General features: G+C 57.6%; 13 protein-coding genes. 5 read left to right on the forward strand and 8 right to left on the reverse strand.

What is annotated here, in order from left to right; translation table 11 throughout:
• Positions 1 to 5 precede the first annotated feature (5 nt).
• The 4 genes from QMC91_RS01455 to QMC91_RS01470 are packed head-to-tail and all read right to left on the reverse strand — an operon-like array spanning position 6 to position 3,636.
• Complete coding sequence (locus QMC91_RS01455) at positions 6 to 674, reverse strand: hypothetical protein (protein WP_300234317.1); 669 nt, start codon at positions 672 to 674, stop codon at positions 6 to 8.
• Complete coding sequence (locus QMC91_RS01460; RefSeq protein WP_300234319.1) at positions 671 to 1,786, reverse strand: DNA primase small subunit PriS; 1,116 nt, start codon at positions 1,784 to 1,786, stop codon at positions 671 to 673. Before QMC91_RS01460 ends, QMC91_RS01455 begins: the two co-directional genes overlap by 4 nt.
• Entirely contained in the window at positions 1,783 to 3,357 is a 1,575-nt protein-coding gene (locus QMC91_RS01465) for a tRNA uridine(34) 5-carboxymethylaminomethyl modification radical SAM/GNAT enzyme Elp3 (RefSeq protein ID WP_300234322.1), read from the reverse strand. The genes QMC91_RS01460 and QMC91_RS01465 overlap by 4 nt, the downstream gene beginning before the upstream one ends.
• Before the next feature lie 3 nt (positions 3,358 to 3,360).
• A complete protein-coding gene (locus QMC91_RS01470; RefSeq protein WP_300234325.1) occupies positions 3,361 to 3,636 on the reverse strand; it encodes a UPF0058 family protein in 276 nt (91 codons plus the stop codon).
• 68 nt (positions 3,637 to 3,704) lie between these two features.
• Here QMC91_RS01470 and QMC91_RS01475 point away from each other — a divergent pair, with 68 nt between their 5' ends.
• Complete coding sequence (locus QMC91_RS01475; protein WP_300234328.1) at positions 3,705 to 4,577, forward strand: ADP-ribosylglycohydrolase family protein; 873 nt, start codon at positions 3,705 to 3,707, stop codon at positions 4,575 to 4,577.
• Between the two features lie 82 nt (positions 4,578 to 4,659).
• On the opposite strand, the gene QMC91_RS01480 is transcribed toward QMC91_RS01475, so the two are convergent.
• Both QMC91_RS01480 and QMC91_RS01485 read right to left on the reverse strand, forming a co-directional pair.
• Positions 4,660 to 5,112 carry a UPF0179 family protein gene (locus QMC91_RS01480; RefSeq protein WP_300234331.1) on the reverse strand — a complete coding sequence of 151 codons (453 nt, stop codon included), beginning with the start codon at positions 5,110 to 5,112 and terminating at the stop codon, positions 4,660 to 4,662.
• Positions 5,113 to 5,119: 7 nt separating this feature from the next.
• On the reverse strand, positions 5,120 to 6,202 hold the full coding sequence (locus QMC91_RS01485) for an NAD(P)-dependent glycerol-1-phosphate dehydrogenase (RefSeq protein WP_300234334.1): 1,083 nt from the start codon (positions 6,200 to 6,202) through the stop codon (positions 5,120 to 5,122).
• An 11-nt stretch (positions 6,203 to 6,213) separates the two neighbouring features.
• On the opposite strand from QMC91_RS01485, the gene QMC91_RS01490 reads away from it, so the two are divergent.
• From QMC91_RS01490 to proS, 3 genes are read left to right on the forward strand one after another with little or no spacing between them, the layout of a single operon-like run.
• Positions 6,214 to 7,059, forward strand: coding sequence for a DUF63 family protein (locus QMC91_RS01490; RefSeq protein ID WP_300234337.1), 846 nt, complete (start codon positions 6,214 to 6,216; stop codon positions 7,057 to 7,059).
• Positions 7,052 to 7,618 (forward strand): stage II sporulation protein M, encoded by a 567-nt coding sequence (locus QMC91_RS01495; protein ID WP_300234340.1) that lies wholly within the window; start codon positions 7,052 to 7,054, stop codon positions 7,616 to 7,618. The genes QMC91_RS01490 and QMC91_RS01495 overlap by 8 nt, the downstream gene beginning before the upstream one ends.
• Before the next feature lie 37 nt (positions 7,619 to 7,655).
• Positions 7,656 to 9,089, forward strand: a complete 1,434-nt coding sequence (gene proS / locus QMC91_RS01500; protein WP_300234344.1) for a proline--tRNA ligase — start codon at positions 7,656 to 7,658, stop codon at positions 9,087 to 9,089.
• Here proS and QMC91_RS01505 read toward each other — a convergent pair whose 3' ends face one another.
• On the reverse strand, positions 9,090 to 9,545 hold the full coding sequence (locus tag QMC91_RS01505) for a hypothetical protein (RefSeq protein WP_300234347.1): 456 nt from the start codon (positions 9,543 to 9,545) through the stop codon (positions 9,090 to 9,092).
• Between the two features lie 190 nt (positions 9,546 to 9,735).
• On the reverse strand, positions 9,736 to 10,296 hold the full coding sequence (locus QMC91_RS01510) for a manganese efflux pump MntP family protein (protein WP_300234350.1): 561 nt from the start codon (positions 10,294 to 10,296) through the stop codon (positions 9,736 to 9,738).
• Positions 10,297 to 10,393: 97 nt separating this feature from the next.
• Here QMC91_RS01510 and QMC91_RS01515 point away from each other — a divergent pair, with 97 nt between their 5' ends.
• The gene (locus QMC91_RS01515) at positions 10,394 to 12,331 is read left to right on the forward strand and encodes an agmatine deiminase family protein (protein WP_300234353.1); all 1,938 of its coding nucleotides are present in this window, start codon (positions 10,394 to 10,396) and stop codon (positions 12,329 to 12,331) included.
• The last annotated feature ends 62 nt before the right edge of the window (positions 12,332 to 12,393 follow it).

The following is a 12,393-nucleotide window of genomic DNA, read 5'->3' on the forward strand; positions in this document are numbered from 1 at the left end:
CTATATTACTTGTTAAGCCTGATATTTAAGCCTATGTTGTGCTCGCAGAGGAGTTCAGCATTCTTTTCGGGGATTGTGACGATATCCCCATCTTTCAGCACGTAGGTTCTTCCGTCCAGTCCCATGAACGACTCCACATCCGAGCGCACATGTACAAGGGCGTATGATGTCAGCCCGGAGTGTTGGGGGACCGGTGGTGGCGATACCGCTGAGGGTTCTATCTCCTCATAGCCAGCCTCATCGGTCACCTCGACGGCGGCCGCCCCATCACCGGTAAAGAGGTTTACCTCCCCCTGGACGAGCGTTTCCCTGCACTCTTCAATGGCCTCAACGATCCGTTTGAACATCACCCGCTCCTCTGGGAGCATCTTCCGGGTCTCCTCCTTATCGGCATACTCTCCCTCGATCTGCTGGAACGCGAGGTCCAGGATCTGCCTGGTCCGGATAGAGAAGATCTCCTGGACTGTGTCGTTGACGCTACCGATAGCCTCGATGATCAGACTCCCTTCCCGGTTCTCCAGAGGGTTCTCAAGGCTGTAGTAGTCCTCCTTGAGTTTCTCTATGTAGGCTCTGGCATTCTCGTAGAGACCGGGCTCGATATGTGAGAGCCTTCCAGAGTGCTGCATATCCAGCAGCATCTGTCGGAGTTTCTGCAGTATATCGGCGACCATCATGCACCTCCAGCTATCTCTGCCATGTTCCTGCAGCATAGAAAGATCGCAAGCGCTTCCGGGACCGTTTGGATCCCCGCCTTAAGCGTGTAGGTGTTCCCGAGCATTGATGTGACGAAGTTTGCTCTCACGTCCACGCGGACATCCCTCTCGCCAAAGACCACCGCGTCCACCAGGGGATCGAAATCCTCCAGGTCGTGGAGATCGAGGGGGACAACCCTCATCCCGCTGCCCCCGTGCAGCGATCCCGGTGTCCGGATAAGCCGTTTGATATCGGTCGTGACCGGTTCATCCGCGTGCGCACCGGCATCACGGAGCCTTTTCTCAAACTCGGGAGAGGCTGTAATTGCCCGAACAACCCTGTTCTGGAGGAGTACCTCTGGCGGGGCCCTGGAGAGAGCCTCAGCGTCTGCCAGAAACTGCGCTGCCGTCCGTTTGCCGATACCCTCAAAACCTGTCAAGCGGGCCGTAGTCTCCGCCGGGTCGAGGGTTGCAAGTTGTGAGAGGTAGCCTCGAAGCGTCTCCGTGTATCGCCGTCGCCATCCCCTCTGTTCGCCGCCGGCAGAGAGCATCATCTCTGGATCGAGTCCTATCCCGCATACGTAATCCACGATCTCGCGCCTTTCCTGGCTTCCCCAGCCTGAAACAGCGATATCGGTGAGGTGTATGTGGTAGCCCCGTCCCCCTGAGAATACGATCCGCATACGGTTGCGCGAGAACCCGAGTTCTTCGGTCAGCATCTCGATCAGTTTCAGTGTCTCCTCCTTGACCCGCGCAAGCATCATCGCATAGGGGCCATGTACTATCTGGTCGGCATCGAGATCGAAGATAAGATCGGCGCCGGCCCAATGTTTTTCGCTCATCTTCGGCGCCGACGGTGTCTGGTAGTAGGCCGTCGAGTAATATACGTGGGCAGGGACCAGGTTTTTCACGTAGGCGTTGAGTTCTTCGCGGTCTGCAAATGCCATATGCCGTCGCATCCTGAGTTCCGGTGTGACGTCGAAGAAGACAAAGCCCCATTCCCGCTGCTCAAGGGAGGATGGGATGATAAGGCTAAACCTGCGGTAATAGTCGGCAAACCTCTGTTTCACGAACTCGAGCGTCGCAGGTTTCATGAGAACGTCTTGATCATGTATGGCCCCACTCGTTCATATCCCTGTTTCCTGTAGTAGGGCCGCACACCCACACCACTCATCACGGCGATACGGCTGTAACCATGGTCGCGTGCCTCTTCTTCCGCTCTTGAGAGGAGTTGCGCACCGTAACTGCGGTGCTGCCACTCCGCCGCAGAGGCGCGGGCGCTGATCGGGACCAGACTCCCGTAAACGTGGAGTTCGCGCAGGAGTGCCGCGTCGGTGAGTTCCTCGCGGAACGTCTGCTGCGGAAATCGGAGCCTTGCAAACCCGATCAGGGCGTCTTTTGAGCCTGCCTGTATGAACCGCTCCTCCCCCTTGCATGCACGATAGACCAGAGTCGAGATAGCCACCTCTTCCGGCGCTGGTGACCGCCCCGCCTCACGGCATCGGATGCACCGGCATTGACCTCCCTGCTCGCGGAGCCGCGCCCCGGCAAGCTGCCGGAAGTTGCTGTGCCTGGAACCTGCGGTGATCAACCTTGCCGGTATATCCCGCTGGACACGCTGGAGTCGGACGTACTCCGGGAGGAGAGACTTTGCATAGGCGACGAGGTCGATCAGTTCATCCTCTGTGTAGGACTGATATTCGCCGCGTTCCCAGAGTCTCTCGATCTCCGTGCCTGGCGTCACCAGCGTTGGGTATATCTTCAGGAAATCTGGTCTGAACCGCTCATCTGCGAAGAGGTCCTCAAACATCCGGCGGTCATCGGCCGTGCTCGCCCCCGGCAGGTTCGGCATAACGTGGAACCCCACCTTCAACCCGGCGTCGCGCAGGAGACCGTTCGCCGCGACTGTATCGGCGATGGTATGCCCGCGGCGGTTATAGTCCAGGATACGGTCGTCCAGGTGCTGGACGCCTAGTTCCACCTTGGTCACGCCCATCGCAAGCATCCGGTTAATATGCTCTTCACGGCACCAGTCCGGTCGCGTCTCAAAGGTTACCGCGACACACCTGACCCTTGAGGACTCGTTTGAGGCGGCGATTGCATTGAGATCGGGTCTTGTTGGTGCCGCGCCCAGCCGCGGATAATCGTTCATCGCCTGAACGGCCGCGCCAACGAACCACTCCTGGTAATCGATCGGTCTGGCGGTGATCGTCCCGCCCATCACGATCAACTCCGCCTTTTCGATGTGGTGGCCGAGCGCCTCAAACTGGGCAAGACGTGCCTGCACCTGGGCGTAGGGGTCGAACCCGTGCTCCCTTGCCCTGAGTGCAGCTGGCTCTTCACCTGTATAACTCTGTGGCGACCCGAACGGGTGCTCAGGCCCGCCGGGGCAGGGGAGGCACCTGCCGTGAGGGCATGGGTGTGGGGATGTCATAACAGCAACAGGAGCAACGCCGGAGAGCGTTCGTGTTGGTTTCACCTGGAGGAGCGGCCTGAGCCGATCGCGCTCGTCCGGTGAAGCGGCGGCAAGGATCGCGGAGTTTCGGGGCATATCGATCCCGTACTCCCGGCAGAACTCCAGTTTGATCTTCTGGACGTCGAGAGGGGAGTTCCCGGTAGAAAGGATACGGGAGATGATCTCCCGGTATGTATCGGTATCGCTCATCGTTTAGTGTTGTTCGGTTGCAATACGTTCGGACTGTGGCTGAAAATCGGTTTGGTACTGGATGTAAGGGTTGTGGTTGGCCCTGATGTGCTGGACGATCTCGTTTCCGAGAGTCAAAATGGCTTTTTTGTGTGTTACCTTGTTTTTGTGGATATGTACCGGGGATATGTGGAGAGCGTTATACTGGTCGGTCTGGATCTCTTCCCCGGTGACGGTCTCATAGTACTTCTTGATGTGAACTAGTAGCATATGCAGGTGGAGCAGCTCTTCCTTTTGCACGATTATCACCTTTCCTCGAAGAATACTACTGCCCGTGGGTAGATATATTTTGTTGGTGATCTTTTTATATGCTCAGGACACGTGGGGTTGGAGCCTTTATCGGGCTTGCAATCGGGGACGCCATGGGCGCGCCCCTGGAAGGGCTCCCTGCGCCGCCGATAGCCGTAACAGAGATGGAATCTGGCGGGATTCATGACGTCCTGCCAGGGCAGTACACCGACGACACCCTCCAGGCAGTGGCCCTGGCGCAGACCCTTCTTGCATGTGGAGGTTTCGACCCCGATGACTTTGCCTGGCGACTGGTTCGGGTGTATCATATCCATCCGGAGTTCTTCGGGCCAACGTCGCGTGCCGTCCTCGACCTGATCGAGAGGGGTGTTGCACCCCGGATCGCCGCAAGGCTGGTCCACGAGGAGCTAGGAGGTAGCCGGAGTAACGGTTGCGTTATGCGCGGTATCCCAATCGGCATATTTTATCCACCGGGTGAAGTGCGTGAGGTGAGTCTTGCTGCCTCCCGTGTGACCCACTTCGATCCCGTGGCCGGCGAGGCCTCGGCGTTTGTCAACAGGATGGTCAGTGGGATGTGCCGGGGCGAGGAGGCTGCAACCGCCTTCGGCCGGGCGCTCAGAGCCTGCCGTGACCATGAACTTCAGGGGATACTCGAGGATTATCGGGCATACCCGCCGGTGCCATCGCTTGATGCTGTAGTCTGCACCCACTGCGCTGTCAGGGTTTTCATGGATGCCCGGTCGCTTAAAGATGCGGTGATCGCGGCGGTCAACCTTGGGGGCGATGCAGATACGGTGGGTGCGATCACAGGCGGGCTTGCCGGGGCGAGGTTCGGGTTTGAGGCCATCCCGCCATCGTGGCTTGCCAGACTCCGTGACCGCGACGAACTTCTCTCTCTCGCCTGGCGACTTGTGGGGGCAAGCAGACAGTAGGAACTCCAGCGATGAGCCTCTGCAGCCCCTCGGAGCGCAAAAATTCTGGTTAGAGAAAAATTGGGCCTGACGCAGCAGTCTCTCAAGCTGGCCGCAGCTCCACGAGTTTGAGCGTCCAGCCCCGCTCGCATACATCAGGAGCGTTGCCAAGAACCTCATCGACGATGTACTTCCCTCCGTCGATGACACCATCAGGGTGGCAGAGGCGGTAGCCCCGACATCCGGTTCGCTGGCAGGTAAACTCGTAACTGACCTTCGAGTTCACGATCGCCATATCAGCGCCGATCAGCGCGACAACCGGCCCTTCCAAGACGTCGACAGCGATCACCCCCTCGTGGTGGACAGGACAGTTATGCCTGGTGTTCGGACGGACAGCAGCGATCCGGTACTTCTTTTGTGGCTGAAGGTTGTGGCAGATCTTGCGCACCTTGCAGCCCTCACACTCGGAAGATAAAATGCCTTCGTAGACAAAGTCGAGTCCCGGTTTTGCGAGTGTTACCCCGATCAGGGTTACCTTTGCCTTCTCCTCTGTCATCCCACTCTCACTCCTGATAGAGCATCTTCACCAGGTCCCGCGCAGCCTCGCGCGTCAACCCCATATCCAGTATCGTAAACCGTTCCGGCCGGATCGTTCGTGCCGCAAGGAGAGCCTCGACGGCAGTCTCATCGTCGACCCCGATCTCCGCAGGGGTTGTCGGAGCGCCGATCTTTCGCAGCGAGTCGCGAATCCCTCTCCAGTCCCCACCGTGGAGGTACATTGTGATGATCGCACCAATACCACATTTCTCGCCATGGAGTCCTTTTCCCGGTGCGAGACGCTCCAGAGCGTGTGAGAACTTGTGCTCTCCGCCGCTTGCCGGTCTGGACGAACCTGCGATGCTCATGGCGACGCCGGAGGATACCAGGGCTTTCGTCACGATCCAGGCGCTCTCCTCGGTGTTCGGCTTGATGAGGTCTGCGTTCTTAAAGAGGATCTCGGCGGTCATCCTGGAGAGTGTCAGGGCATACTCTGATATGGTCTCGCCCCGGAGGCGGTGGGAGAGTTCCCAGTCGAGGATCGCGGTATAGTTTGCTATGATATCCGCACACCCCGATGCGAGCAACCGGTGTGGTGCCGATGCGATGACGGCGGTGTCGGCCACCACAGCGATGGGAGGTTCAGCGGCGAGCGAGACGTTACCCTCCGCGGTAGGAACCGATGCCCTTGACGAGGCTATCCCGTCATGCGACGCAGCGGTCGGGACGCTGATAAAGTGGCGGTCGGTGTTGTAGGATGCGATCTTTGCGGTGTCGATGATCCTTCCTCCACCGACACCGATTACGAATGCGACCTCTGCCGCCGCAGCCTCGGCCTTTCTTATCGTCTCGAGAGGTTCACCATCTATAGCGGTGAACGTCCTGACGTCATATGAAGCTGAAAGAAGAGACTCAACCCGCCTTCCGGCAACATCCCGCGTCCGGCCCCCCGATACGATGAGCACAGAGTCGCCGAGGGCAAGGTCTTCGCATACGGCCGGGATCTGCTCGATGACGCCATGACCGATGATGACATCACGCGGGAGCTGCATCCATTTGGACTTGTCGAAGACCTTTGTTCTGAGTAGGTTTATGCGGTCTGCGCTCATTTAGATCAACAATGATTAGGGAGTTCCTCTACAAATATTACATTGATCCAATCCGTTATGGTGAAGCGTATACACTTGTCGATACGCTGACCTACGCCCTGATACTCGTTTTAGCGGTCTATCTTCTCTATCGGGGGCTCCGCCGCTACGGGATTGCTGTTGATGAAGAACTGGTGCTTGCGACCCTGCCCTACGTTGTCTTTGGGGGTCTCCTGAGGGTTGTTGAGGATACCGGGATGATCACTTCCGATCTCCGGTTTCTCCTGATCACGCCATTGATCTTCTTTGTAGTCGCTCTGATCGCAGGTATTTCTCTCTTTGGAGGGAAGATCGCGGAGAATGCCGGTCTTACCAGACGTTACAGCCGCGTCTATGCTGGTGTCGGGATCGTCGGGTGCCTCCTATCAGGCGCAACGCTTCTCTGGTTTGGTCTCACCGAGACCACGATCGCGCTCGGCGTCCTCGCCGCCATCCTGGCCGTTGCAGCGGTCACCTCGGTTGCCCTCTGGGCGTTCCTGGCATACGTGCTGAAGTGGAGTTATGTCTCAAACATCCTCTACAAACTCCTGATCTTCGGGCATATGCTGGATGCGAGCGCAACAAGTTACGGGATAGACCTCCATCCAATCCATTACGTCGAGCAGCACATTGTTGGTGGGGCGCTTATCGATGCGACCGGCACCGCGTTTTCGATGTTCCTCCTGAAGATCGCGGTGATCATACCTGCCGTGTATGTCCTGGAACTCTACCGGCGTGAGGGAGATCCCGGCCTATGGCACCTCATACTGCTTGCAATGATCGTCGTCGGGATGGCGCCGGGGATACGTGATCTCACACGGATGGTGCTTTATGTCTGAGAACAGTCTTACACGTGGAACAATCTTTGCTACAGTCTTCTTTGTTGTATCGATTCTCATCGGCGTGGGTATCGTCATCCTTAACCCGGGGTTCGGGGAGGAGGTCATGTCACTATTCAATGACCAGGTGGTAGGCCAGATCCTCTCTGATTCCCAGGCAATCCTGGCGTTCAAGATCTTCTTGAACAACCTGACTACCTGCGTCCTCCTATTCCTGGGGGGCGCATCCCTTGGCCTGGTCACGATGCTGATCCTCTCGGTCAACGGACTGTTGATAGGTGTGGTGACCGAGCTTGTGCGAGCTCAGCAGGGGGCACTCTACATAGTGGCAGCTTTAGTCCCCCATGGCGTCTTCGAGATCCCTGCTGTCCTGATATCGGGGGGACTCGGCTTTCTTCTTGCACGTGCGATCATCTCAGAGTGGCACGGTCTTGGGGATGCCGCTGCAGAAGCCCGCTCGCTTGCCCGCATCTTTCTCCGGGTTGTCTTCCCGCTCCTTTTAGTCGCTGCGGTTGTAGAGGCATTTATTACGCCAGCAATCCTAATTATGATAGCTTAATACTGGCAGATCAAGAGTTCTTTGAGGTAGGAGACGGATGGACGAAGAGACAGGTGCACTTCCCAGGAAGGATGATTTTTCCCGCTGGTACAACGAGATACTCTGGCGAGCCGAGATCATGGATGTCCGTTACCCGGTCAAGGGGCTGTATGTCTGGTACCCCTATGGGTTCGGCATAAGACAGCGTGCTTACACGATTCTCCGGGAGATCATGGACCGTGACCATGCTGAGACGATGTTCCCCCTCCTCATCCCGAAGACCGAGTTCATGAAAGAGGCCGAGCATATAAAGGGGTTTGAGGACGAGGTCTACTGGGTCACCCATGGCGGCAGGACCGAACTCGACGTTCCGCTCGCCCTCCGACCCACGAGTGAGACTGCCATCTACCCGATGTACTCACTCTGGATCCGGTCACACACCGATCTGCCCTTAAAACTTTACCAGATCGTCAATACGTTCCGCTACGAGACAAAACACACCCGTCCGCTCATCCGTCTCCGGGAGATCACATCGTTCAAGGAGGCACACACCGTCCACGCGACAAGGGAAGAGGCAGCTGAGCAGGTCGAAACCGCGCTTCGCCTCTACTGCGAGTTCTACGAACGGTTGCGGGTGCCTGTGATAGTCTCCCGCCGTCCGGCATGGGACAAGTTCCCGGGCGCCGACTACACCATCGCCCTCGATACCATCATGCCCGATGGCAAGACGCTCCAGATCGGGACGGTTCATATGCTCGGCGACCACTTCTCCCGCACCTACGAGATCACCTACGAGGACGTTAACGGGGAACAGCAGTATGCCTATCAGACCTGCTATGGCATCTCAGAACGGTCTATTGCAGCCGTAATCAGCGTCCACGGCGACGACAAAGGGCTGGTGCTGCCGCCGGAGGTGGCTCCGATTGGGATAGTAATTGTACCGATCATCGTCGGAAAGAGGGGCGATGAGGTTATATCGGCGGCCAGGGCGCTTGAAGCGGAACTCAGGGGTGCCGGTTACACCGCGAAGGTGGATGACCGGGATATGCGGCCCGGGGCGAAGTACTATCACTGGGAGATGCGCGGAGTCCCGTTGCGGATTGAGGTCGGGCCCAGGGACATCGATGCAAACACCGTTGTTGCCGTCACCCGCACCGGCAGGAGGACCACACTCGATCGGAGGGGTGTTGTTGAAGGGATCCATTCGATCCTCGCACAGTTTGGTGAGGAGATCTCAGACGCTGTGCGGCAGGCAATGGCCGATCGGATCACCGTTGCAGCGAATCTTGAGGAGACCGCTGAAGCGGTGAAGACCGGGGTTGCGGTGGTTCACTGGTGCGGCTCGCAGGAGTGTGCAGAAAAGATTGAGGCGGTGGTGGATGCAAGCATCATCGGGTCAGAGATCCGCTCAGACCTGATCCCCGTCTCGAATGGGCCATGTATCGCCTGTGGTGGCAACGGCACGTCAACTCTGGTTGCCCGGACCTACTGATCAGCAGGAGGGGCAGATATGGTACCTTTTATAGTCGGGAGATGCAAGGTCTCCCGCGATAACCGCTTTTCCTCCCCGGAGGAATATTCTCCCGCACTTTTCACATCTCTTCGGGAGGAGTCGTTCCAGGCGTCGCATTGGTACTTCCAGACTGAACTGCATCTTCTCCGCTTCCAGGGGGTTGCACTGGCAGACCTCCTCGTAGCGGGCGAGGATCCGCATGACATGTAGGGGGGTTGCCCCCTCGCCGCAGAACCGCTTGAAGACATAATATTGGAAGATCATCCAGCCGAGATCGGAGCGCTCTATAGTCTCCTCGTATTCACCGCATGTTCCATCTTCATCATCGAGGGAATACCCACAGAGGGGACAGCGCCCACCCACAAGTTCGTCCAGGAATACCTCTTCATGGCAGCTTGGACAGGTGGTGTGGGGGGTATGCATTCTGGAAGTCATGATTGAACTGGCCTCATTTCTTTTGCTCTTCCAAATACGGCTTTCGGAAGCGTTCCACGCAGTATGCGCGGTCTATACATTTTTTTGAGGTTCACTACGTATTGCGTTTGGTGGGTTCTTATACGTGTCGAATGGGATACACGGACTTAACCTGCCAGGAAGGGTGGCGGTATCGCGGTTTGTCTCCGTCTCAGAATAGAAGATGGTCGAGCAGGATCCGCAGACCGATACCGATAAGGATCACACCGCCGAAGATCCCGGCGTTTCGCCCGCCAATCCGGCCAATCGACCTCCCGAGAACCACTCCGACAGCAGAGAATGCGAATGTCACGATCCCGATTATGACCGCAGGCCAGAGGATAGGGATACCCAGTACGGCGAACGAGACACCGACAGCAAGAGCATCGATGCTTGTCGCGACGGCAAGCAGGAGAAGGGTGGTTGCATTTCCGTTTGCAAACCGCACGCTCTTGCCTCCATCCAGCACTGCCTCAAGGATCATCTTTCCACCGATCAGCACAAGCAGCAGGAACGCAATCCAGGGGCCGTAGAATCCGACTAACTCTGCGACAGCCGTTCCGCCAAGCCAGCCGAGCACCGGCATCCCGGCCTGGAACCCGCCGAAGAGAGTGCCGGCGATGATGGGCCATCGGTTTCCTCTTTCCTGCATACCGGTCCCACCGCTGATCGAGACGGCAAACGCGTCCATAGCAAGCCCAATGGCGATGAGGATGGTTGTGGCCGCGTCCATTATCTATAGAGATCCGGTGGGATACCGGATAAAACGCTCTGCTACGGCGATTGTTATAATACGCTGGAGCGTCCTACGGTATGAGGAGATGATAGCGATGAGCAAGCAAACGATCGGCCTCATCCAGACCGCGGTAAGCGACGACCCCGATCACAACCTCAAGCACGCCCTGGACATGGCAGGGTTGGCAATCTCGAAAGGGGCGCGGATCATCAGTCTGCCTGAGCTCTACCGGGCCCCTTACTTCCTTCAGTATGAGGATACGGATGCCTCGGCCTACGCTGAGACGATCCCCGGACAATCGACAGAGGCGTTCTCGGCGCTGGCCAGGGAGCATGGTGCGGTGATAATTCTGCCGATCTACGAGCGGGCCGCGTCCGGTGAATATTATAACTCCGCAGTGGTGATCGATGCTGATGGTCGGGTGCTCTTCCCTGCATACAGGAAGGTACACCTCCATAATGACCCCCCCATCTACGATAAAAGATACGTCCGCGCGGGCGACCGCTACCGGCTATATGACACCCGCTGTGGTCGGATTGCCGTGCTTATCTCCAATGATCAGTGGTTCCCCGAGGCTGCAAGGGCGGTTGCGCTGCGGGGCGCGGAGTTGATCTTCTATCCGTCCGCAATCGGCCGGGCTGTCGCTGATGAGCCGTTTAAGGGCGATTGGCGTGAGGCGTGGGAGATCGTCCAGCGCAGCCATGCGATTGCAAACGGCATTCACATCGCTACCGTAAACCGGGTGGGCGAGGAAGGGGGTATCCGTTTCTTCGGGAGTTCGTTCATCGCTGATGCGTTCGGAAATATCATTGCCCGTGCGAGCGATGCTGATGAAGAGGTTCTCGTCGCAGAGGTTGACCTCTCTATGAATGAGGTTGCCCGGGAAAGGTGGAACTTCTTCCGAGACCGGAGGCCGGAGACCTACAGGGCGCTCATCCGGAGATTCCCGCCGGATAAGACACCCCACGCATTGGGTTACCGGATGCCTGCAGAGTGGGAACCGCACGACGCAGTGTGGCTCGCCTGGCCTTACGATCGGGAGATGTTCCCCGACCTTGCCGCCGTGGAATGGAGTTATGTTGAGATCATAGCGGCTCTACGCAGGTCGGAGACCGTCAACCTCCTTGTCACCGGCGAGCAGATGCGTACCCGTGTTGAGGCAATGCTCCATGAGGATGGCGTCGATGCGTCCGGGGTTCGGTTCCAAATACTCGATTATGCCGATGTCTGGTTCCGGGATTATGGGCCGACCTTTGTGGTCAACCGCAGGACAGAGAGCCTTGCGATGGTGCACTGGAACTTTAACGCCTGGGGAGAGAAGTACCCGGCGCTCGTGAAGGATTCGCAGATCCCGCTCATCATGAACCGTGATCTGAACCTCCCTGTGTTCACCCCCGGTATCGTGCTCGAAGGCGGTTCGGTCGAGGTTAACGGTGCCGGGACGGCGATCGTGACGGAGTCGTGCCTCCTGAATCCCAACAGGAACCCACGGGGCACACGGGAGGATATCGAGGCTTATCTGGAGGCATACCTCGGTGTCGGTCATGTCATCTGGCTGAAACAGGGGATCGCCGGCGACGAAACAGATGGTCATGTCGATAACATTGCGCGGTTCGTGAACCCGACAACCGTTCTCTGCGTCATTGAAGAAGATAGGGATGACGAGAATTACGCGCCGCTGAAGGAGAACTACGAGATCCTCCGATCCTCAACCGATCAGGACGGCAAACCTTTAACGGTCATCCCCCTCCCGACACCGGGGAGGGTCGGCGGTGAAGTGCGATTGGCTGCAAGTTACGCGAACTTCTACATAGGAAACACCGTTGTGCTGGTGCCGACCTTCAAGCACCCCAATGACGTGACGGCCCTTACACGGATCCGACAGGCTTTCCCTGGCAGGAAGGTTATCGGGATCGACTGCACCGCACTGGTCGAGGGGTTAGGGGGGATCCACTGTATCACCCTGCAGCAACCGTCGGTTTCGGCTGGAGTCACAGGTCATAGGGTAGAAAAATCCGCCAGAAAGAATTAAGTGTCCCGGAAAATTTGTTTTGAGGGCTGTTTGCCAAAAAACCGTGCGGGGGTGTAAAAATT

This window comes from Methanoculleus sp. (assembly GCF_030019085.1).
Lineage (GTDB): Archaea > Halobacteriota > Methanomicrobia > Methanomicrobiales > Methanoculleaceae > Methanoculleus.

Coding starts and splice junctions, on each gene's coding strand:
- QMC91_RS01480 (WP_300234331.1), bottom strand. CDS start 5,112: ATGACAGAGGAGAAGGCAAAGGTAACCCTGATCGGGGTAACACTCGCA.
- QMC91_RS01475 (WP_300234328.1), top strand. CDS start 3,705: ATGCTCAGGACACGTGGGGTTGGAGCCTTTATCGGGCTTGCAATCGGG.
- QMC91_RS01515 (WP_300234353.1), top strand. CDS start 10,394: ATGAGCAAGCAAACGATCGGCCTCATCCAGACCGCGGTAAGCGACGAC.
- proS (WP_300234344.1), top strand. CDS start 7,656: ATGGACGAAGAGACAGGTGCACTTCCCAGGAAGGATGATTTTTCCCGC.
- QMC91_RS01485 (WP_300234334.1), bottom strand. CDS start 6,202: ATGAGCGCAGACCGCATAAACCTACTCAGAACAAAGGTCTTCGACAAG.
- QMC91_RS01465 (WP_300234322.1), bottom strand. CDS start 3,357: ATGAGCGATACCGATACATACCGGGAGATCATCTCCCGTATCCTTTCT.
- QMC91_RS01505 (WP_300234347.1), bottom strand. CDS start 9,545: ATGACTTCCAGAATGCATACCCCCCACACCACCTGTCCAAGCTGCCAT.
- QMC91_RS01460 (WP_300234319.1), bottom strand. CDS start 1,786: ATGAAACCTGCGACGCTCGAGTTCGTGAAACAGAGGTTTGCCGACTAT.
- QMC91_RS01495 (WP_300234340.1), top strand. CDS start 7,052: ATGTCTGAGAACAGTCTTACACGTGGAACAATCTTTGCTACAGTCTTC.
- QMC91_RS01490 (WP_300234337.1), top strand. CDS start 6,214: ATGATTAGGGAGTTCCTCTACAAATATTACATTGATCCAATCCGTTAT.
- QMC91_RS01510 (WP_300234350.1), bottom strand. CDS start 10,296: ATGGACGCGGCCACAACCATCCTCATCGCCATTGGGCTTGCTATGGAC.
- QMC91_RS01455 (WP_300234317.1), bottom strand. CDS start 674: ATGATGGTCGCCGATATACTGCAGAAACTCCGACAGATGCTGCTGGAT.